This is a genomic window from Hydrogenophaga sp. (genome assembly GCF_025699295.1).
GTDB lineage: Bacteria > Pseudomonadota > Gammaproteobacteria > Burkholderiales > Burkholderiaceae_C > Hydrogenophaga.
On the sequence record NZ_JAILWB010000017.1, the window covers coordinates 49,536 to 68,674 of the forward strand.

Sequence of the window (19,139 nt, forward strand, 5' to 3'; positions counted from 1 at the left end):
GTCCACACTGCAGGCAGTGACATTCGCAAGGAGTTTCTGTATGTCCGTGACCAACAAGAAGGCCAGCCCGTCGGCGGTCTACAACGACAAAGTCGTGCGGCAGTTCACCATCATGACCGTGGTGTGGGGCGTGGTGGGCATGCTGGTCGGCGTGATCATCGCCGCCCAGCTCACATGGCCCGGACTCAACATGGGCATCGAATGGCTGTCGTACGGCCGATTGCGCCCGTTGCACACCAACGCGGTGATCTTCGCCTTCGGGGGCTGTGGCCTGTTCGCCGCGAGCTACTACGTGGTGCAGCGCACCTGCCAGGTGCGCATCTTCTCCGACGCGCTCGCGGCCTTCACTTTCTGGGGTTGGCAACTGGTGATCGTGCTCGCCGCCATCACTCTGCCGCTGGGCATGACGCAGGGCAAGGAATACGCCGAGCTGGAGTGGCCGATCGACCTGCTGATCGCGGCGGTGTGGGTGGCCTACGCCGTCGTGTTCTTCGGCACCATAGGGCTGCGCAAGGTACGCCACATCTACGTGGCCAACTGGTTCTTCGGCGCCTTCATCCTGGCCGTGGCGGTGCTGCACATCGTCAACAGCGCGGTGATTCCGGTCGACATCTTCAAGTCCTACTCGGCCTACGCGGGCGTGCAGGACGCGATGGTGCAGTGGTGGTATGGCCACAATGCCGTGGGCTTCTTCCTCACGGCCGGCTTCCTCGGGATGATGTACTACTTCATCCCCAAGCAGGTCGAACGCCCGGTGTACAGCTACCGCCTGTCCATCGTGCACTTCTGGGCGCTGATCTTCACCTACATGTGGGCCGGCCCACACCACCTGCACTACACCGCGCTGCCGGACTGGACACAGTCGATCGGCATGGTGTTCTCGCTCATCCTGCTCGCGCCCAGCTGGGGCGGCATGATCAACGGCATCATGACGCTCTCGGGTGCGTGGCACAAACTGCGCGACGACCCCATCCTGCGCTTTCTCATCGTCTCGCTGTCGTTCTATGGCATGTCGACCTTCGAGGGGCCGATGATGTCGATCAAGACCGTCAACGCACTCTCCCACTACACCGACTGGACGGTGGGCCATGTGCACTCCGGCGCGCTCGGCTGGGTCGGCCTGGTGACCATGGGATCCATGTACTACCTGATTCCGCGGCTGTACGGCCAGAAGAAGATGTACTCGGTGCCCGCCATCGAGCTGCACTTCTGGATTGCCACCATCGGCATCGTGCTCTACATCGCCGCGATGTGGATCGCCGGGGTGATGCAGGGACTGATGTGGCGCGCCGTCAACCCCGACGGCAGCCTGACCTACACCTTCGTCGAATCGGTCAAGGCCACCTTCCCGTTTTACGTGATCCGCCTGGCGGGCGGTGTGCTCTACCTGGCAGGCATGGTCGTGATGTTGTGGAACACGGTGATGACCGCGCGCAGCGGCCGGTCGGAAGACGTCCGCATTCCCGCTCTCAACCCCGCCCACGCCTGAGGACCGCATCATGGACAACGACAAGCCACAAGGTTTCACCCACGAGCGGATCGAGACCAACAACTTCCTGATGATCGTGCTCATCGTCCTGGTGATCGCGGTGGGCGGACTGGTGGAGATCGTCCCGCTGTTCTTCCAGAAGTCGACCACGCAGCCGGTGGCCGGCCTCAAGCCCTACAGTGCGCTGCAACTGGCTGGCCGCGACATCTACGTGAAGGAGGGTTGCTACAACTGCCATTCGCAGATGATCCGCCCCTTCCAGGCCGAGACCCTGCGTTACGGCCACTATTCGGTAGCGGGCGAGTTCGTCTACGACCGGCCCTTCCAGTGGGGCAGCAAGCGCACCGGGCCCGACCTGGCGCGCGTGGGCGGGCGCTACAGCGACGAGTGGCATCGCCTGCACTTGAACAACCCGCGCGACCTGGTGCCCGAGTCCAACATGCCGGCCTACCCCTGGCTGGAGAAGAAAACCGTGAACGAGGCGGGCCTGCCCCGGCGCATGGAGGTGCTGCGTACGCTCGGCGCGCCCTACACCGACGAAGAGATCGCCACTTCCAGCGCGGACGTGAAGGGCAAGACCGAAATGGAAGCCCTGATCGCCTACCTGCAGGTGCTGGGCACGGCGATCAAGTGACCGCAAGGAGAACATCACCATGGATATCAACGACCTGCGCAGCGCCGTCACCGTGATCAGCCTCATGACCTTCCTGGGCATCGTGGCCTGGGCATGGGCCCGGCGCAACCAGTCCCGCTTCGACGAGGCAGCTCAGCTGCCGTTTCAGGACGAAGCCAGCACGGACAGCACGAAAGAACCGTCATGAGCGATTTCACAAGCGAATTCTGGTCCTGGTACGTGGCCGGGTTGACCCTTGTCAGCATCGTGGCCTGCCTGATCCTGCTCTGGGTGAGCGGCACCACCAAGGTCAAGGCCTCGGCCGACAACACCACCGGCCACGTGTGGGACGGCGACCTGCGCGAGATGAACAACCCGTTGCCTCGCTGGTGGGTCTGGCTGTTCGTCATCACCGTGGTCTTTTCGCTGATCTATGGCGTGCTGTATCCCACCTTCGGCAAGTACCCCGGCGTGCTCGGATGGTCGTCCGGCGGACAGCACCTGGCCGAGGTCGCGGCGGTGGAGAAGGCCATCGCGCCCATCTACGAGAAGTTCCAGGGCATGGAGCCGCAGCAACTCGCCGGCGACGCGCAGGCCATGGCGATCGGTGAACGCCTGTTCATGAACAACTGCGCCCAGTGCCACGGCTCGGACGCGCGCGGTGCGCGCAGCTTCCCGAACCTGGCCGATGGCGACTGGCTCTGGGGCGGCGAGCCGGCGGCTATCAAGACCTCCATCACGGAAGGCCGCACCGGTGTCATGCCACCCATGGCCGCCGCCGTGGGCACACCGGAGGATGTGCGCAATGTGGCCCACTACGTGCTGAGTCTGTCTGGCAGCCCGCACGATCCGGTGCGCGCGACGCTGGGGCGCCCCAACTTTGCGGCCTGCGCCGCCTGCCACGGCGCAGACGGCAAGGGCAACACGGCCCTGGGCGCGCCGAACCTGAGCGACAGCACCTGGCTGCACGGCTGGGGCGAAGAGGCTGTGGTGCGCGCCATCACCCAGGGCTTCACCAACCAGATGCCGGCCCAGGCGGGCAAGCTCAACGCCGACCAGATCCACGTGCTCAGCGGCTACGTCTGGGGCTTGTCCAACAGGCCAGCGACCGCCAACTGATCCCGGGCTGCGGGATGCCATGACTGTTCCAGAACGCCACATCATTCCCATCGTTCCCGCCGCGGTAGACGACGAAGCAGCGGTGTCCCTGTATGTGGCACACGAGAAGATCCAGCCGCGTGCGGTCTCGGGCCTGTTCGCCCGCTGGCGCTGGGTCATGGTCTGGGTCACGCAGGTCGTGTTCTATGGCCTGCCGTGGCTGCAGTGGCATGCGCGCCAGGCGGTGCTGTTCGATCTGGAGGCACGGCGCTTCTACATTTTCGGCCTGGTGCTGTATCCGCAGGATTTCATCTACCTCACCGGCCTGCTCGTCATTTCGGCGCTGTCGCTGTTCCTGTTCACGGCGGTCGCCGGGCGCCTGTGGTGCGGCTTCACCTGTCCCCAGACGGTCTACACCGAGATATTCCTGTGGATCGAGAAACTGGTGGAGGGTGACCGCTCGGCCCGCCTGCGGCTGGACCGCTCCGCGCTGTCCGCCGGCAAGCTCGGCAAGCGATCGCTCAAGCACGTGCTGTGGATCGTTGTCTCGCTCTGGACCGGCTTTACCTTCGTGGGCTACTTCACGCCCATCCGCGAGCTCGGCGCCCTGTCCCTGGCCGCCGCGCTCGGCCCCTGGCAGACGTTCTGGATTTTCTTCTACGGCTTCGCCACCTATGGCAATGCCGGCTTCCTGCGCGAGCAGGTCTGCAAGTACATGTGCCCCTACGCACGCTTCCAGAGTGCGATGTTCGACCGCGACACCATGATCGTCACCTACGACGAGCGGCGCGGTGAGCCGCGCGGGGCGCGCTCGAAGAAGGCAGACCCCCAGGCGCTGGGACTGGGCTCCTGCGTCGACTGCACGCTGTGCGTGCAGGTCTGCCCGACCGGCATCGACATCCGCAAGGGCCTGCAGTACGAGTGCATCGGCTGCGCGGCCTGCATCGACGTCTGTGACGACGTGATGGACAAGGTCGGCTATCCCCGTGGCCTGATTCGGTTCTCGACACAGAACGGCATCGCCGGCGGATGGGACACGCGCCAGATGCTGCGGCGTGCATTGCGACCACGGGTGCTGGTGTACGCCAGCGTGCTCCTCGCTATCACACTGGCTGTCGGTGTGAGCCTGTTCCTGCGAACGCCGCTCAAGGTGGACGTGATCCGCGACCGCGGAGCGCTCGCGCGCATGGTGGAGCAAGGGCGCATCGAGAACGTGTTCCGCCTGCAGATCATGAACGCCACCGAGTCACCGCAGCGCTACGCCATTGGTGTCTCTGGCTTGCCGGGCATCGCCGTGGCCTCCTCCACCGAGGTGGAGGTGCTGCCCACCGAGGTGCGTTCGGCGGCCGTGCGGGTGCAGATTCCGCCGGACGCCGCCGCACCGGGTTCGCATCCGATCCACTTTGACATCCGCGCCCTGGGCGACGGCACCATCCGCGTCACCGAAAAGGCCGCGTTCGTGGTGCCCCGCTGAGCGTCACCTGCCCTGAAGGAGCCTTGCATGAAACCGTCGACATTCCCCGAGGCCATCGTCGCCCCTGCCATTCCCTGGTGGCGCGTGCCGCAGATGTGGCTGGTGGTGGGAGGACCGCTGGTGGTTGTGGTGGCCAGCCTCATCACCGCCTTCATCGCGATCCGCCACGCCGATCCGGTGCTGGACAAGGCGGCGTTCGAGCGCGACCGCGAGGCTGCACTGGCACTGCAGGGCGCGCAGCGGGAGGCCGCGCTGATCCAGCTGCAGCCAGCCCACCAGGCCCGCAATCACGCGGCGTCGCCGCTGGTGCCCGGGAAGGAGCGCTGACATGCGGGCACGCCTCTGGATGGGCGTGGCCTGGCCGGCCTTCCTGGCAGCGGCGGCGCTGGAAATGGTCGTGTTCGCAATGGTGGACCCGAGCGACCTGCACTGGTTCGGGCGGCCACTGGAGGCGTCGCGCCAGACGGTCTACACCGCAGCGTTCTTTGCATTCTGGGCCGTCGCCACCGTATCGAGCGCCTTGACGACGCTGCTGATCCGGACCCCGAACGGTCAGTTGCAGGACTGAGGATTGACGATCTGGCGCAGGCCTTCGGTATTCCTGATGTGCACGTAGCGCTGCTTGACGTCGATGATGCCGTCGTCCGCGAACCGGGAAAAGGTGCGGCTCACGGTCTCCAGCTTCATGCCGAGGTAGCTGCCGATTTCCTCGCGCGTCATGCGCAGCACCAGCTCGGACTTCGAGAAGCCGCGCGCGTGCAGGCGCTGCACCAGGTTGAGCAGGAAAGCCGCCAGGCGCTCCTCGGCGCGCATGCTGCCCAGGAGCAGCATGACACCATGGTCGCGCACGATCTCGCGGCTCATGATCTTGTGCACATGGTGCTGCAGGGTCGTGAATTCACGGGAGAGCTCCTCCACCTGATCGAACGGCATGATGCAGACCTCGGCGTCTTCCAGCGCGATCGCGTTGCACGAGTGGTGGTCGTTGACGATGCCATCGAGCCCGATGATCTCGCCCGTCATCTGGAAGCCGGTCACCTGATCACGGCCATCGGCCGTGGTCACGCAGGTCTTAAAGAAGCCCGAGCGCACGGCATAGAGGGATGTGAACTTCTCTCCGACGCTGAACAACTGGGCGCCACGCTTGATGCGGCGGCGCTTGGAGATGACCTTGTCGAGCTTGTCCATTTCGTCGGGGTTGAGTCCCATGGGCAGGCAGAGCTCGCGCAGGTTGCAGCTCGAGCAGGCGACTTTGATGGTTTGGGCGTCCATTGAAATTGCGGTTCCTCTCTTGGGACGTGAGCATACCCCTCGGGGTGTCCTTTGGATACCGGCGCTTGTTTGATCCCGGTCAAGGGCGCCCGCGTCGGTCTGTCGCACAGTATGGGCCTACATGGAGATTCCGACAGTGAGCCACGCGATATCCGAGGAACTGCTGCGGCGGTTCGACGTCCCCGGGCCCCGGTATACCTCTTACCCCACGGCCGACCGGTTCGTCGAGGCATTCACGGAGCGCGACTACATCCAGGCGCTCGAGCAGCGGCGCGCCGGCTCACTGGCGCTGCCTCTGTCGCTGTATGTGCACATCCCGTTCTGCGAGTCGGTGTGCTACTACTGCGCCTGCAACAAAGTCATCACCAGGCACCATTCGCGCGCGGCGGAGTACCTCCGTTACCTTGCGCGCGAACTGGAGCTGCAGGTCGAGCATGTCGGCAAGGGCCAGCCGGTGTCGCAGCTGCACCTCGGTGGCGGCACGCCGACCTTTCTGTCCGATGACGAGCTGGAAGACCTGATGTCGATGATCCGGCGTCATTTCACCCTCGTGCCCGGCGGCGAATACTCGATCGAGGTGGACCCCCGCACCGTGACCGGGGAACGCCTGCGCACGCTCGCGCGCCTGGGTTTCAACCGGCTGAGCTTCGGCGTGCAGGACTTCGACCCGGCGGTGCAGAAGGCCGTGCACCGCGTGCAGCCCGCCGAACAGGTGTTTGCCCTGGTGGAGGAGGCGCGGCGCATCGGCTTCGAGTCGGTCAATGTGGACCTGATCTATGGGCTGCCGCTGCAGACGCCCGAATCGTTTGCCCGCACCCTGGCGCAGGTGAATGCCTTGCGGCCGGACCGCATCGCGCTGTACGCGTATGCGCATCTGCCGTCGAGGTTCAAGCCGCAAAGGCGCATCGTGGCGGCCGAGCTGCCCAGCGCGTCGGACAAGCTGGGCATGTTGTCGCTGTCGATCGATGCCCTGCTGGACGCGGGCTACGTCTACATCGGGATGGACCATTTCGCGCTGCCCACCGACGCACTGGCCGTGGCCCGGCGCCAGGGGCGCCTGCACCGCAACTTCCAGGGCTACAGCACGCAACCGGACTGCGACCTGATCGCGTTGGGTGTGTCGGCCATCGGGCGCATCGGTGCCACCTACAGCCAGAACGCCAAGACGCTGGAGGAGTACCGCGACCTGCTCGACCAGGGCCGCCTGCCCATCGTGCGCGGCCTGGCGCTCACGCGCGACGACCTGTTGCGGCGCGCGGTGATCATGTCCCTGATGTGCCAGGGCGAAGTGCAGTTCGAGCCGATCGAGCTCGGGCATCTGATCGACTTCAGGCGGCACTTCGCGCGCGAGATCGAAGCCCTGGATGAGCTCGCGGCGCTGGGGCTGGTGCAGGTGGACGCCACCGGCCTGCATGTCACCGAAGCCGGCTGGTACCTGGTGCGTGCCATTGCGATGGTGTTCGACCGGAACCTGCAGGTTGACGAGAACCGTGCGCGCTTCTCGCGGATCATCTGACCGTCTGGGCGACAGGGCCACCATGCAGACCTCGATGGCGATCACGGCGTTCTTCATGGGTGTGGTGGGCGGCCCCCACTGCGTGGCCATGTGCGGCGCGGCCTGCGCCGGTATCGGCCGGGCGGCGGGCGCGCGCAGCACGCGTGCCCTGCTGGGGTTCCAGGTCAGCCGCATGGCGGGCTACGCGCTGTTCGGGGCGTTCGCCGCCGGGTCGGTGCAGGGCCTGGCCTGGATGGGCACGAACACCGCGGTGTTGCGCCCGGTCTGGACCATGTTTCATGTGGGCGCGCTGCTGCTGGGCGCGGTGTTGTTGTGGCAGGCGCGTCAGCCCGCGTGGATCGAAAGCCTGGGCCAGGGCGTCTGGCGGCGGGCGCGGCCGGCACTGGCCGCCCTGGGGCCGCGCGCACCGGTGGTGCTCGGCTTTGGCTGGGCGCTCATGCCCTGCGGCCTGCTGTATTCGGCCCTGCTGGTGGCGTCCCTGTCGGCCAACGCGCTGGATGGGGCGCTCATCATGGCGCTGTTCTCGATCGGTACCTCGGTGTCGCTGACCGCCGCGCCCTGGTTGCTGCTGCGCCTGCGTGGTGCCCCGTCGGGCGGCTGGGGCATCCGCCTGGCGGGGTTTGCGCTGGCGCTCACCTCGGGCTGGGCGCTGTGGATGGGCCTCACCCAGCCCACGGGCCTGTGGTGCCTGTGAACTAAGGCTGCGCGCGCCTGCCAGGCAGGGTGGCCAGCACCAGTCCGAGCAAGGCGATGCCGAAAGCCACGGCCTGCAGCGCCGTGAGCCGCTCACCCATGAAGAGGACGCCGATCGCTGCTGCGCTGATCGGCAGCATCACGGTGAACACGCCGGCTTGCGAGGCAGGCACCGCCTTGAGGCCGGTCATCCACAGCCAGACCGTCCAGACGCTGGCGGCCAGACCGTAGAAGACCAGCAGCGCCCAGACGGGCAGCGAGACCCCGGAGAAATCGAACTGCCAGGCGGCCCACAGACCGAGTGGCGTGACCAGCGCGAAGCCCCAGAGGTTGATGATGGCGGAGATGCGCTTGGGCCCAAGGCCCTGGGTGAGGTGCTTGCCGATCACCACATACGATGCCTCGCACACGACGGCTGCGAAGACCAGCAGGTTGCCCAGCAGGGTCCGGCTGATGCCCCATGGGCCGCTGGTGTCCGCGACAGCGGCCGTGGCACTGTCCACCTTCTGGAGCGAAAACAGCCCGATGCCGATGGCCGCGCATGCGATGCCGGCTGCGCTGCGCCAGCCGATGCGCTCGCGCAGGAAGATCCAGCTCAGCACCGCGACCACAGCCGGGATCGACGACATCACGACGCCGGCAGCGACGGCCGTGGTCAGGCTCACGCCGAACAGCATGCAGATCGAGAACAGGAAGTTGCCGAGAAACGACTCGAGAAACAGCAGCCAGCGCGTGCGCGGCGTGATCGCCGGCTCGCCAGCGGGCTTGCGCAGCCAGTGGCCCATGGCCACGCCGCCGATGCCGAAACGCAGCCACGCCAGCAGAAACACGGGGAACACCAGTACCAGGGGCTTGGACAGTGCCACGTAGCTGCCGACCAGGGACATGCTCAGGGCCAGGCTGGCATAAGCCCACCATCGGTTCGGGGAAGTCACGGCATTTCAGGGTATACGCGGAAGTCTGCGCATCATGCCTGACGCGTCACGGGGCATTTCGGGATGAGAGATTTTTGTTTTGCAATATGAGATGAAAGAATGTTGCGCTGCACTAAATTTTCTCAATGCAAGAGAATGATTTTCATATTGAGGGATTTGATGAAAAAGATATTGAAAAATAAAGAAAAATTAATTGTCTTATATAAGACATAAGAGCTTTCAAAACTCTTCTATAAGACTTAAAGTCTTCTCAACGGCACCGCGCTTCGTTTTTTCCGTTCGCGAGTCCGCTGCCCCGATCCCCCAACCTCAAGGAGTATTCACATGCCTCAATCCCTGACCGAGCAACTGAGTCGCCAGCAGCAAATCGAAGCCCTCGAAAAAGACTGGGCGACCAACCCGCGCTGGAAGGGGGTGAAGCGTGGCTACACCGCCGCCGACGTCGTGCGCCTGCGCGGCAGCATGCAGGTCGAGCACACGCTGGCCAAGCGCGGTGCCGAGAAGCTGTGGGACAAGGTCAACGGCGGCGCCAAGAAGGGCTATGTGAACGCTTTTGGAGCCATCTCCGCCGGTCAGGCCATGCAGCAGGCCAAGGCCGGCTTGGAGGCCGTGTACCTGTCGGGCTGGCAAGTCGCTGCCGACGGCAACACCTCCGAGACCATGTACCCCGACCAGTCGCTTTACGCCTACGACTCGGTGCCGACCATGGTTCGCCGCATCAACAACACCTTCAAGCGGGCCGATGAAATCCAGTGGGGCCGTGGCATCGAGCCGGGCAACAAGGACTTCATCGACTACTTCCTGCCCATCGTGGCGGACGCTGAAGCCGGTTTCGGCGGCGTGCTCAACGCGTTCGAGCTGATGAAGAACATGATCGCCGCGGGTGCCGCTGGCGTGCACTTCGAAGACCAGCTGGCGGCCGTGAAGAAATGCGGCCACATGGGTGGCAAGGTCCTCGTGCCCACGCAGGAAGCCTGCGAAAAGCTGATCGCCGCGCGCTTCGCCGCCGACGTGATGGGCGTGTCCACCATCGTGCTGGCCCGCACCGATGCCGAGGCCGCCAACCTGATCACCAGCGACCACGACGCCAACGACAAGCCTTTCCTTACCGGCGAGCGCACGCAGGAAGGTTTCTACCGCGTCAAGAACGGCCTGGAGCAGGCCATCAGCCGCGGCATCGCCTACGCGCCTTATGCCGATCTGGTGTGGTGCGAGACCGGCGTGCCCGACATCGGCTTCGCCCGTGAGTTCGCCCAGGCCGTGCAGGCCGCCTGCCCCGGCAAGCTGCTGTCCTACAACTGCTCGCCGTCGTTCAACTGGAAGAAGAACCTCAACGACAAGCAGATCGCATCCTTCCAGGAAGACCTGGCCGCGCTGGGCTACAAGTACCAGTTCATCACGCTGGCTGGTATCCACATCAACTGGTTCAACACCTTCCAGTTCGCCCACGCCTATGCCCGCGGCGAGGGCATGAAGCACTACACCGAGATGGTGCAGGAACCCGAGTTCGCCGCGCGCGAGAAGGGCTACACCTTCGTGTCGCACCAGCAGGAAGTCGGCGCGGGTTACTTCGACGACGTGACCACCGTGATCCAGGGCGGTTCGTCCAGCGTGAAGGCGCTGACGGGTTCGACCGAGGAGGAGCAGTTCCACTGAAATCCCCCGAGTCCGCCCCAGAGCGGTTTGAGGAGACACGGAGCCCGGGCATGCCCCGGGCTTTTTTATGGGAAAATGGCGGCTTGTTCGACACAGCAAGAGCGAGAAAGGCAATCTGGTTATGACACCGCGAACTCAGGAGACCACTCTCCCGGCCTTGTAAGGCCTGCAGTTCGCGCCTGCCCGATTGATTCCCTTCTGACCCACACACCAGCGCGGCCCCTGCCGCGCTTTTTTGTTTTCTGGATCCCCCATGTTGCACATCACGCTCCCCGACGGTTCCCAACGTGAATTCCCCGGCCCGGTCACGGTGGCCGAGGTGGCGGCCTCGATCGGCGCCGGTCTGGCCAAGGCGGCGCTGGCCGGAAAGATCGACGGCAAGGTGGTCGATACCGGTTACCTCATCACCCAGGACAGTCCGCTGTCCATCGTCACTGCCAAGGACGCCGACGGGCTGGAGGTGATCCGCCACTCGACCGCTCACCTGCTGGCGTATGCGGTCAAGGAGCTGTTCCCGGACGCGCAGGTGACCATTGGCCCGGTGATCGAACACGGCTTCTTTTACGACTTTTCGTACAAGCGGCCCTTCACGCCCGAGGATCTTGTCGCGATCGAAAAGCGCATGACCGAACTGGCCAGCAAGGACGAGCCCGTGGTGCGCCGCGTGCTGCCTCGCGACGAGGCCGTTGCTCATTTCAAGGCCATGGGCGAGCACTACAAGGCAGAGATCATTGCCAGCATCCCTAGCAACGAGGACGTGTCGCTCTACCGAGAAGGTGCGTTTGAAGACCTGTGTCGCGGCCCGCACGTGCCCAGCACCGGCAAGCTCAAGCACTTCAAGCTCATGAAAGTGGCGGGTGCCTACTGGCGCGGCGACCACCGCAACGAGATGCTGCAGCGCATCTACGGCACGGCCTGGGCCACCAAGGAAGAACTGCAGCAGCACCTGACCATGATCGAAGAGGCCGAGAAGCGCGACCATCGCAAGCTCGGTCGTGAACTCGACCTGTTCCACATCGACGAGCATGCGCCCGGCCTGGTGTTCTGGCACCCCAAGGGCTGGACGCTGTGGCAGGAGGTGGAGCAGTACATGCGCCGCGTCTACCGCGACAACGGCTACCAGGAGGTCAAGGGTCCGCAGATCATCGACAAGTCGCTGTGGGAGAAGACCGGCCACTGGGACAAGTACCGCGACAACATGTTCACCACCGAGAGTGAAAAGCGCGACTATGCCCTCAAGCCCATGAACTGCCCGGGACACATCCTGATCTACAAGCAGGGCATCAAGAGCTACAGGGATCTGCCCCTGCGCTATGGCGAGTTCGGACAATGCCACCGCAACGAGCCCAGCGGCGGCCTGCACGGCATCATGCGCGTGCGTGGCTTTACGCAGGACGACGGCCACATCTTCTGCACCGAAGAGCAGATATTGCCCGAGTGCCTGGCCTACACCGCGCTGCTGCAGAAGGTCTATTCCGACTTCGGTTTCAAGAACATCATCTACAAGGTCGCTACGCGGCCGGCCGCGCGCATCGGCTCCGACGAAGTCTGGGGCAAGGCCGAGCATGCCCTGATGGAGAGCTTGCGAGCCTCAGGTTGCGAATTCGAGATCGCGCCCGGCGATGGTGCCTTCTACGGCCCGAAGATCGAGTACACCCTGAAGGACGCGATCGGACGGCAATGGCAGTGCGGCACCATGCAGGTGGACTTCTCCATGCCCGAGCGGCTGGACGCCGAATACGTGGGCGAGGATGGCTCGCGCCACCGCCCCGTCATGCTGCATCGCGCCATCGTGGGCAGCCTGGAGCGCTTCATCGGCATCTTGATCGAAGAACATGCGGGGGCCTTGCCCACCTGGCTGGCGCCGGTGCAGGTCGCCGTGCTCAACATCACCGACGCGCAGGCCGAATACTGTCGGGAAATCGCGAAATCTCTGCAGAATCAAGGGCTTAGGGTGGTGACCGACCTGCGCAACGAGAAAATTACGTATAAAATACGGGAGCACGCGCTGCAAAAGCTGCCTTTCATCGTTGTCGTGGGCGACAAAGAGAAGGAAGCTGGTGCCGTGGCTGTACGGGCTCGAGGGAACAAAGACCTCGGTGTCATGCCGCTGGAAGCCTTTTCCAAACTCATTGCGGCAGACGTTTCATCCAAAGTTTGATGTCCAACATCTGGCTTGATGCCCCTGCCGCCGTGGCACACCTCGCGTGTATGGTGGCGGCCGAAGGGCCGCCATTCCGCTTGACCAAGCCCACACGAAGGAACTCACCATAGCTACCAACTTTCGCGACCGCCGCCAACGTGAAGAGCGCGCACACAGACTGAACCGGGAAATCATGGCTCCTGAGGTTCGCCTCAATGGCCCCGAGAACGAGCCGCTGGGCATCGTGAGTCTGCAGGAGGCGCTGCGCATGGCCGGTGAACTGGATGTGGATCTGGTCGAAATTGCGGCCACTGCTGTCCCTCCCGTGTGTCGTCTGATGGACTACGGCAAGTTCAAGTACCAGGAGCAGAAGAAGGCAGCGGAAGCCAAGGCCAAGCAGACGGTCATCGAGATTAAGGAAGTCAAATTCCGGCCCGGTACCGACGATGGCGACTACAACATCAAGATGCGCAACATCCGGCGCTTCCTTGACGATGGTGACAAGTGCAAGATCACGCTGCGGTTTCGCGGCCGTGAGATCACCCACCAGGATCTGGGCCTGGCCTTGTTGAACCGGATTCGCGATGAGTTGGCCGATTCGATCGTGGTGGAGCAGTTTCCCAAGCTGGAAGGGCGCCAGATGATCATGATGATCGCGCCCGGACGAAAGAAGGCCGGTGCAGCGGCCAAACCCGCCGAGGCGTCAACGCCAGCGGCGGGGCAGTCGGCAGCCTGAGGACGGCCGGCGGCAACAACAGCATTGGACGGGCAGGGTAGTCTCCTGCCGGTTCGAGGCGGTGGCTGAAGGGCCATGCGCCGAATCGGAGAGCCGAAAGGTTGTCCATAAAAGTGGCTCGGGGCCAACAAGTCCGCGGAAGGTTCGCGGCGCCTCACGAGCACAAATGAAAAGGAGCATGAAGATGCCCAAAATGAAGACCAAGAGCAGCGCGAAGAAGCGTTTTCGCGTTCGTCCCGGTGGCACCGTCAAGCGCGGTCAAGCCTTCAAACGTCACATCCTGACCAAGAAGACCACCAAGAACAAGCGTCACCTGCGTGGAGCAGTCACCGTGCATGAGACCAACATGGGTCATATGGCACAGATGCTGCCCGGCATGGGCATTTGATCAACGACGAACAAGGAGAACACACATGCCTCGCGTCAAACGTGGTGTAACGGCTCGCGCCCGACACAAAAAGGTTCTGGCTCTGGCCAAAGGTTTCCGCGGCCGCCGCGGCAACGTCTTCCGCATCGCCAAGCAGGCGGTGATGAAGGCAGGGCAATACGCCTACCGTGATCGCCGCACGAAAAAGCGCGTCTTCCGCCAATTGTGGATTGCCCGTATCAACGCCGGTGCCCGCGCATGCGGCCTGACGTACAGCCAGTTCGCCAATGGCCTCAAGAAGGCCCAGATCGAGATCGACCGCAAGGTACTGGCCGATCTGGCGGTGAACGACCCGGCGGCCTTTGGCAGCATCGTGGAGCAGGTCAAAGCCAAGCTGGCCGCTTGATTCACGATCGGGAGTGCAGCGTTCGTCGCAGCGTCTCCCGTCGCTCTAAGGGGTTGAGGCTTGAGGGATTCCCTCGCTGGCTTCAACCCCTTTTTTCTTTCCCAACGATTCAAGCACGAACATGAACGAGTTGGACGCACTGGTTGAAAGCGCCCGCGCAGGCTTCGCGCAGGCGGGCACGCCGGCCGATCTGGAAAACGCCAAGGCCCGGTATCTGGGTAAGGCGGGCCGCATCACGGAGCTGATGAAGGGCCTGGGCGCGCTGCCGGTGGATGAGAAGAAGTCGCGCGGGGCTGCCATCAACCTGGCCAAGCAGGCCATAGAGACCGCGCTCGCCGAACGGCGCCAGGCGCTGGCCGACGCGGAGATGCTGGTGCAGCTCAGGGCCGAAGCCCTGGACGTGACACTGCCTGGGCGCCAGCGCGGGCAGGGTGGCCTGCATCCGGTGAGTCTGACGCTGGAGCGCATCGAGGCGATCTTCGGCTCCATGGGCTTCGAGGTGGCAGAAGGGCCGGAGATCGAATCCGACTGGTTCAACTTCACCGCACTGAATACACCGGAGGATCATCCGGCGCGCTCGATGCACGACACGTTTTATGTGGAGGGCGGCAGCGAGAAGGCGCCCAATCTGCTGCGCACCCATACCAGCCCGATGCAGATTCGCCATGCGGTGCAGCACGTGAAACGCCACCGGGCCGCGTTGGACGCTGGTCGCTCCATGCCGGAGATTCGGGTGATCGCTCCGGGGCGTACTTACCGGGTGGACAGCGATGCCACGCACTCCCCCATGTTTCACCAGTGCGAAGGGCTGTGGATCGGTGAAAACGTGAGCTTCAAGGATCTGAAGTTCGTCTTCACCGATTTCTGCCGCACCTTCTTCGAATCAGACGACCTGGTGCTGCGCTTTCGTCCCAGTTTCTTTCCTTTCACCGAGCCCAGCGCCGAGATCGACATTCAGTTCCAGCACGGCCCGCTGGCGGGACGTTGGCTGGAAGTGGCAGGCTCCGGGCAGGTTCATCCCAACGTGGTGCGCAACATGGGGCTCGATCCGGAGCGCCACATCGGCTTTGCCTTTGGCATGGGACCGGACCGCCTGACCATGCTGCGCTACGGAGTCAATGACCTGCGTCTGTTCTTCGATGGCGACATCCGCTTTCTCGCCCAGTTTCGCTGAGACCACGACATGCAATTTCCCGAATCCTGGTTGCGTGCATTCTGCAACCCGCCCCTGAACAGCCAGCAACTGGCGGACACCTTGACCATGGCCGGTCTGGAGGTGGAAGAGTTCGAGCCTGTGGCGCCCCCGTTCTCGAAGGTGGTGGTCGCGGCGATCATTTCGGCCGAGCAGCACCCGAATGCAGACCGCTTGCGCGTGTGCCAGGTCGATGTCGGGCAAGGCAGTCTGCTCAACATCGTGTGTGGCGCGCCCAACGCCCGCGTGGGCATCAAGGTACCTTGCGCACTCGTGGGAGCTGAGCTGCCGCCGGGTGAGGATGGCAAGCCGTTCCAGATCAAGCTGGGCAAACTGCGCGGTGTGGAGAGTCAGGGCATGCTGTGTTCGGCGCGCGAACTCAAACTGTCCGACGACCATGGTGGCTTGCTGGAGCTGCCCGACGACGCGCCGGTGGGGCGCGACATCCGCGAGCAACTGGCGCTGGACGACATGCTGTTCACGCTGAAGCTCACACCCAATCTCGCGCATTGCCTGAGCGTGTACGGTATTGCACGGGAAGTGGCGGCGTTGACCGGCGCGCCGCTGATCGAGCCCTCGTTTCCCGCGGTGAACGTGACGCTGCAGGACCGATTGCCGGTCCGCGTGGATGCACCCGATCTGTGCGGGCGCTTCACGGGGCGCGTCGTGCGGGGCGTGAACACGCAGGCCGCGACGCCGGACTGGATGGTCGAGCGCCTGGCGCGCTGCGGGCAACGCAGTGTGTCGCCCCTGGTGGATATCTCGAACTACGTGATGTTCGAGTTGGGCCGGCCCTCGCACATCTTCGACCTCGACAAGATTCACGGTGGCCTGCAGGTGAGGTGGGGTCGTGAGGGCGAGTCGCTCAAGCTGCTCAACGGCAACACAGTCGCGGTGGATGCGCAGGTCGGGGTCATTGCGGACGATCAAAACGTGGAGTCTCTGGCGGGCATCATGGGAGGGGATTCCACCGCGGTGTCGGACGCGACGCAGAACATCTATATCGAGGCGGCTTTCTGGTGGCCCGGATCCATCGCTGGTCGCTCCCGCCGGTACAGCTTCTCCACCGACGCCGGCCATCGTTTCGAACGGGGCGTGGACCCGTCCACGACGCGCGAGCATGTGGAGCGCATCACGCAACTGGTGCTTGACATCTGTGGTGGTCAGGCCGGTGTGCTCGACGACCATGTGGTCAATCTTCCACAGGTGGCGTCAGTAACCTTGCGTGTGGCGCGCGCGGCCAAGGTCATCGGCATGCCGCTCACGCTGGACCAGTGCGCTGGCGCCCTGCGCAGGCTTGGCTTGCCGGTGGAAGAGGGGAGTGGAGTGCTCACCGTCGTGCCACCACCCTACCGTTTTGACCTCCGGATCGAGGAAGACCTGATTGAAGAGGTCGCGCGCGTGATCGGCTACGAGCACCTGCCCGACACGCCGCCCCTGGCGCCGATCACGGCCAGGATCCGGGCCGAATCACGCCGTGGCCCGTTTGAAGTTCGCCGCAGCCTGGCCGGTCTCGGCTATCAAGAGACCATCAACTTCAGCTTTGTCGACGCGCGCTGGGAGCATGAACTCGCAGGAAACGCCGATCCCGTGCGACTGATCAACCCGATTGCAAGCCACATGAGCGTGATGCGCTCGTCGCTCCTGGGAGGGCTGGTATCGGTGCTCAAGTTCAATCTCGACCGCCGGGCCGACCGTGTGCGCCTCTTTGAGGTCGGCCGCGTGTTTCTCAAGGACGCATCCGTCATCGACAGCGACACCACGGTGGCTGGGTTTCGCCAACCCGTGCGGGCGGCTGGTCTGGCTTACGGCGCAGTGGATGCCTTGCAATGGGGTGTGACCGAGCGCACGACCGACTTCTTCGATCTCAAGGGCGACGTGCAGAGCCTGTTGTCGCCTCGCCAGCCCGAATTCAGGGTTGCGGAGCACCCGGCGATGCATCCCGGGCGTTGCGCAAGTATCTGGGTGGACGGTCGTTGCGTTGGACACGTGGGCGAGCTGCACCCGCGCTGGCGCCAGGCTTACGAACTGGCGCACGCGCCGGTACTTTTTGAACTGGAGCTGGAGGCCTTGCAGGATCGGCCCGTGCCGGCCTACGAGGCGGTCAGCCGCCACCAGTCCGTTGAACGCGATCTGGCAGTCGTGGTGAAGGAGTCGGTGACACATGACGCCGTGACGGCGGCGATCAGGGATCTCGCAAATCCCTGGTTGCGCGATGTGGTGCTGTTCGACGTGTACCGGCCCAAAAAGGGGGCAATCTCAGGTGGGTTGGGCCAGGACGAAAAAAGCCTTGCCGTGCGGCTGGTGCTCAATCGTGAGGACGCTACACTGACCGATGAGGACATTGAAACGACGGTGCAAGCCGCAATGGAGGCCCTGGCTCGGCGCGTCAATGGCCGGCTTCGCGCCTGATTGAACGAGGATGGAGAAAGCCTGAATGGAACTCGCTGTTGAAAGTCTGGAAACGCCGGCACTGACCAAGGCTCAGCTTGCCGAGTTGCTCTTTGATCAGATCGGTTTGAACAAGCGCGAGTCCAAGGACATGATCGATGCCTTCTTCGATCTGATCACCGACAGTCTGGTCAATGGAACGGATGTGAAGATTTCCGGGTTTGGCAATTTTCAGATCCGGACCAAGGCGCCTCGACCGGGGCGCAATCCGCGTACCGGTGAACCAGTGGCCATCGAAGCCCGTCGCGTGGTCACGTTCCACGCCAGCCCGAAGCTCAAGGAGCAGGTGCAGACTGCCGTGATCGGTGCATGAATGCCATATCGGGACGTAGCGTCCCGAACACATCCTGCTCCTGAATGGCTACCGATATCGCACCAAATTGGTGCGATATCCTGTTGTAGATGGCTGGTTGCAACATTTCACACGGAAATGTTCACTCGCCCACGCGCACCAGCCCGAGTTAGAGTAGATTTCAAGGTTCGGTCTGTACCGCCTTGATTTTCATGGAAAAAACGCTCCCGCCCATTCCCGCAAAACGCTACTTTACGATCGGTGAGGTGGGCGAGCTGTGTGGTGTCAAGCCCCACGTGCTGCGGTATTGGGAACAGGAGTTTACGCAGCTTCGGCCGATGAAGCGGCGCGGCAATCGCCGGTACTACCAGCATCACGAGGTCCTCATGATCCGCAGGATCAGGGAGCTGCTGTATGACCAGGGCTTCACCATCAGCGGTGCGCGCAACAAGCTGCAGGAACTCGTTCAGGCCGAGCGCGACAAGCGCCGCAACGATGAAGACGAAGCCATCGACGTGATTGATCTGGACGAGGTCGTTCATGGCGAAGATGTAGTGCCTTTCATCGAGGCCCATTTTCCTGTGCCAGGTGCCTCGGGTGCGCTGCTTCACGATGTGCGCCGCGAGTTGCTCGAAATTCGCGAGCTTCTCAGGCACTCGGTCTGAATGCCCCTGGTTTGGACGCTATAATTTCAGGCTTGTCGGCGTGTAGCGCAGCCTGGTAGCGCACTTGCATGGGGTGCAAGGGGTCGCGAGTTCGAATCCCGCCACGCCGACCAATAAAATCAACGGGTTAGCTCAGAAATG

At 63.6% G+C, this 19,139-nt stretch carries 20 protein-coding genes and 1 tRNA gene; 19 read left to right on the forward strand and 2 right to left on the reverse strand.

Annotated elements, in window-relative coordinates; all coding sequences use genetic code 11:
• Positions 1-40: 40 nt before the first annotated feature.
• Genes ccoN through K5880_RS17670 form a run of 7 tightly spaced genes read left to right on the forward strand, consistent with a single transcriptional unit; the run spans position 41 to position 5,242 of the window.
• Entirely contained in the window at positions 41-1,489 is a 1,449-nt protein-coding gene (ccoN, locus tag K5880_RS17640) for a cytochrome-c oxidase, cbb3-type subunit I (protein WP_297655326.1), read from the forward strand.
• A 10-nt stretch (positions 1,490-1,499) separates the two neighbouring features.
• Entirely contained in the window at positions 1,500-2,123 is a 624-nt protein-coding gene (gene ccoO, locus K5880_RS17645) for a cytochrome-c oxidase, cbb3-type subunit II (RefSeq protein ID WP_297655328.1), read from the forward strand.
• A 19-nt stretch (positions 2,124-2,142) separates the two neighbouring features.
• Entirely contained in the window at positions 2,143-2,310 is a 168-nt protein-coding gene (locus K5880_RS17650; RefSeq protein ID WP_297655330.1) for a cbb3-type cytochrome c oxidase subunit 3, read from the forward strand.
• Positions 2,307-3,221: a cytochrome-c oxidase, cbb3-type subunit III gene (gene ccoP, locus K5880_RS17655; RefSeq protein WP_297655332.1), complete on the forward strand. Its 915-nt coding sequence runs from the start codon at positions 2,307-2,309 to the stop codon at positions 3,219-3,221. The genes K5880_RS17650 and ccoP overlap by 4 nt, the downstream gene beginning before the upstream one ends.
• Positions 3,222-3,240: 19 nt before the next feature.
• Positions 3,241-4,674 carry a cytochrome c oxidase accessory protein CcoG gene (gene ccoG, locus K5880_RS17660; RefSeq protein WP_297655335.1) on the forward strand — a complete coding sequence of 478 codons (1,434 nt, stop codon included), beginning with the start codon at positions 3,241-3,243 and terminating at the stop codon, positions 4,672-4,674.
• 27 nt (positions 4,675-4,701) lie between these two features.
• A complete protein-coding gene (locus K5880_RS17665; RefSeq protein WP_297655337.1) occupies positions 4,702-5,001 on the forward strand; it encodes a hypothetical protein in 300 nt (99 codons plus the stop codon).
• 1 nt (position 5,002) lies between these two features.
• Positions 5,003-5,242 (forward strand): hypothetical protein, encoded by a 240-nt coding sequence (locus K5880_RS17670; protein WP_297655339.1) that lies wholly within the window; start codon positions 5,003-5,005, stop codon positions 5,240-5,242.
• Here K5880_RS17670 and fnr read toward each other — a convergent pair.
• Positions 5,227-5,946: a fumarate/nitrate reduction transcriptional regulator Fnr gene (fnr, locus tag K5880_RS17675; protein WP_297655341.1), complete on the reverse strand. Its 720-nt coding sequence runs from the start codon at positions 5,944-5,946 to the stop codon at positions 5,227-5,229. The genes K5880_RS17670 and fnr overlap by 16 nt on opposite strands.
• A gap of 121 nt (positions 5,947-6,067) precedes the next feature.
• Between fnr and hemN the strand changes: the two genes are divergently transcribed.
• Positions 6,068-7,462, forward strand: coding sequence for an oxygen-independent coproporphyrinogen III oxidase (gene hemN, locus K5880_RS17680; RefSeq protein WP_297655343.1), 1,395 nt, complete (start codon positions 6,068-6,070; stop codon positions 7,460-7,462).
• Between the two features lie 22 nt (positions 7,463-7,484).
• Positions 7,485-8,156 carry a sulfite exporter TauE/SafE family protein gene (locus K5880_RS17685; RefSeq protein ID WP_297655346.1) on the forward strand — a complete coding sequence of 224 codons (672 nt, stop codon included), beginning with the start codon at positions 7,485-7,487 and terminating at the stop codon, positions 8,154-8,156.
• A 1-nt stretch (position 8,157) separates the two neighbouring features.
• Here the strand turns inward: K5880_RS17685 and K5880_RS17690 are convergent, their stop codons facing one another.
• Positions 8,158-9,090 carry a DMT family transporter gene (locus K5880_RS17690; protein ID WP_297655348.1) on the reverse strand — a complete coding sequence of 311 codons (933 nt, stop codon included), beginning with the start codon at positions 9,088-9,090 and terminating at the stop codon, positions 8,158-8,160.
• Between the two features lie 324 nt (positions 9,091-9,414).
• Between K5880_RS17690 and aceA the strand changes: the two genes are divergently transcribed.
• The 10 genes from aceA (at position 9,415) to K5880_RS17740 (ending at position 19,111) form a co-directional block, all read left to right on the forward strand.
• Positions 9,415-10,746 carry an isocitrate lyase gene (gene aceA, locus K5880_RS17695; protein ID WP_297655351.1) on the forward strand — a complete coding sequence of 444 codons (1,332 nt, stop codon included), beginning with the start codon at positions 9,415-9,417 and terminating at the stop codon, positions 10,744-10,746.
• Positions 10,747-10,999: 253 nt separating this feature from the next.
• A complete protein-coding gene (thrS, locus tag K5880_RS17700) occupies positions 11,000-12,907 on the forward strand; it encodes a threonine--tRNA ligase (protein ID WP_297655354.1) in 1,908 nt (635 codons plus the stop codon).
• A 109-nt stretch (positions 12,908-13,016) separates the two neighbouring features.
• Positions 13,017-13,625, forward strand: a complete 609-nt coding sequence (gene infC, locus K5880_RS17705; protein WP_297655437.1) for a translation initiation factor IF-3 — start codon at positions 13,017-13,019, stop codon at positions 13,623-13,625.
• Between the two features lie 184 nt (positions 13,626-13,809).
• Entirely contained in the window at positions 13,810-14,013 is a 204-nt protein-coding gene (gene rpmI, locus K5880_RS17710) for a 50S ribosomal protein L35 (protein WP_066151481.1), read from the forward strand.
• A 25-nt stretch (positions 14,014-14,038) separates the two neighbouring features.
• Positions 14,039-14,398: a 50S ribosomal protein L20 gene (gene rplT / locus K5880_RS17715; protein WP_086120609.1), complete on the forward strand. Its 360-nt coding sequence runs from the start codon at positions 14,039-14,041 to the stop codon at positions 14,396-14,398.
• Between the two features lie 121 nt (positions 14,399-14,519).
• Positions 14,520-15,572 (forward strand): phenylalanine--tRNA ligase subunit alpha, encoded by a 1,053-nt coding sequence (gene pheS / locus K5880_RS17720; protein WP_297655357.1) that lies wholly within the window; start codon positions 14,520-14,522, stop codon positions 15,570-15,572.
• Positions 15,573-15,581: 9 nt separating this feature from the next.
• Positions 15,582-18,002: a phenylalanine--tRNA ligase subunit beta gene (gene pheT, locus K5880_RS17725; RefSeq protein WP_297655360.1), complete on the forward strand. Its 2,421-nt coding sequence runs from the start codon at positions 15,582-15,584 to the stop codon at positions 18,000-18,002.
• 25 nt (positions 18,003-18,027) lie between these two features.
• A complete protein-coding gene (locus K5880_RS17730) occupies positions 18,028-18,354 on the forward strand; it encodes an integration host factor subunit alpha (protein ID WP_291127007.1) in 327 nt (108 codons plus the stop codon).
• Positions 18,355-18,545: 191 nt separating this feature from the next.
• The gene (locus tag K5880_RS17735; protein WP_297655363.1) at positions 18,546-18,998 is read left to right on the forward strand and encodes a MerR family transcriptional regulator; all 453 of its coding nucleotides are present in this window, start codon (positions 18,546-18,548) and stop codon (positions 18,996-18,998) included.
• A gap of 36 nt (positions 18,999-19,034) precedes the next feature.
• Positions 19,035-19,111: transfer RNA gene (locus tag K5880_RS17740), tRNA-Pro, on the forward strand.
• The last annotated feature ends 28 nt before the right edge of the window (positions 19,112-19,139 follow it).

Excerpts from the sequence above, each read along its gene's own strand:
- pheT (WP_297655360.1), top strand. The coding sequence starts at position 15,582 with ATGCAATTTCCCGAATCCTGGTTGCGTGCATTCTGCAACCCGCCCCTG.
- hemN (WP_297655343.1), top strand. The coding sequence starts at position 6,068 with ATGGAGATTCCGACAGTGAGCCACGCGATATCCGAGGAACTGCTGCGG.
- fnr (WP_297655341.1), bottom strand. The coding sequence starts at position 5,946 with ATGGACGCCCAAACCATCAAAGTCGCCTGCTCGAGCTGCAACCTGCGC.
- K5880_RS17735 (WP_297655363.1), top strand. The coding sequence starts at position 18,546 with ATGGAAAAAACGCTCCCGCCCATTCCCGCAAAACGCTACTTTACGATC.
- K5880_RS17665 (WP_297655337.1), top strand. The coding sequence starts at position 4,702 with ATGAAACCGTCGACATTCCCCGAGGCCATCGTCGCCCCTGCCATTCCC.
- K5880_RS17650 (WP_297655330.1), top strand. The coding sequence starts at position 2,143 with ATGGATATCAACGACCTGCGCAGCGCCGTCACCGTGATCAGCCTCATG.
- thrS (WP_297655354.1), top strand. The coding sequence starts at position 11,000 with ATGTTGCACATCACGCTCCCCGACGGTTCCCAACGTGAATTCCCCGGC.
- rpmI (WP_066151481.1), top strand. The coding sequence starts at position 13,810 with ATGCCCAAAATGAAGACCAAGAGCAGCGCGAAGAAGCGTTTTCGCGTT.
- ccoN (WP_297655326.1), top strand. The coding sequence starts at position 41 with ATGTCCGTGACCAACAAGAAGGCCAGCCCGTCGGCGGTCTACAACGAC.
- ccoG (WP_297655335.1), top strand. The coding sequence starts at position 3,241 with ATGACTGTTCCAGAACGCCACATCATTCCCATCGTTCCCGCCGCGGTA.
- pheS (WP_297655357.1), top strand. The coding sequence starts at position 14,520 with ATGAACGAGTTGGACGCACTGGTTGAAAGCGCCCGCGCAGGCTTCGCG.
- ccoO (WP_297655328.1), top strand. The coding sequence starts at position 1,500 with ATGGACAACGACAAGCCACAAGGTTTCACCCACGAGCGGATCGAGACC.
- aceA (WP_297655351.1), top strand. The coding sequence starts at position 9,415 with ATGCCTCAATCCCTGACCGAGCAACTGAGTCGCCAGCAGCAAATCGAA.
- K5880_RS17685 (WP_297655346.1), top strand. The coding sequence starts at position 7,485 with ATGCAGACCTCGATGGCGATCACGGCGTTCTTCATGGGTGTGGTGGGC.
- K5880_RS17670 (WP_297655339.1), top strand. The coding sequence starts at position 5,003 with ATGCGGGCACGCCTCTGGATGGGCGTGGCCTGGCCGGCCTTCCTGGCA.
- K5880_RS17730 (WP_291127007.1), top strand. The coding sequence starts at position 18,028 with ATGGAACTCGCTGTTGAAAGTCTGGAAACGCCGGCACTGACCAAGGCT.
- rplT (WP_086120609.1), top strand. The coding sequence starts at position 14,039 with ATGCCTCGCGTCAAACGTGGTGTAACGGCTCGCGCCCGACACAAAAAG.
- ccoP (WP_297655332.1), top strand. The coding sequence starts at position 2,307 with ATGAGCGATTTCACAAGCGAATTCTGGTCCTGGTACGTGGCCGGGTTG.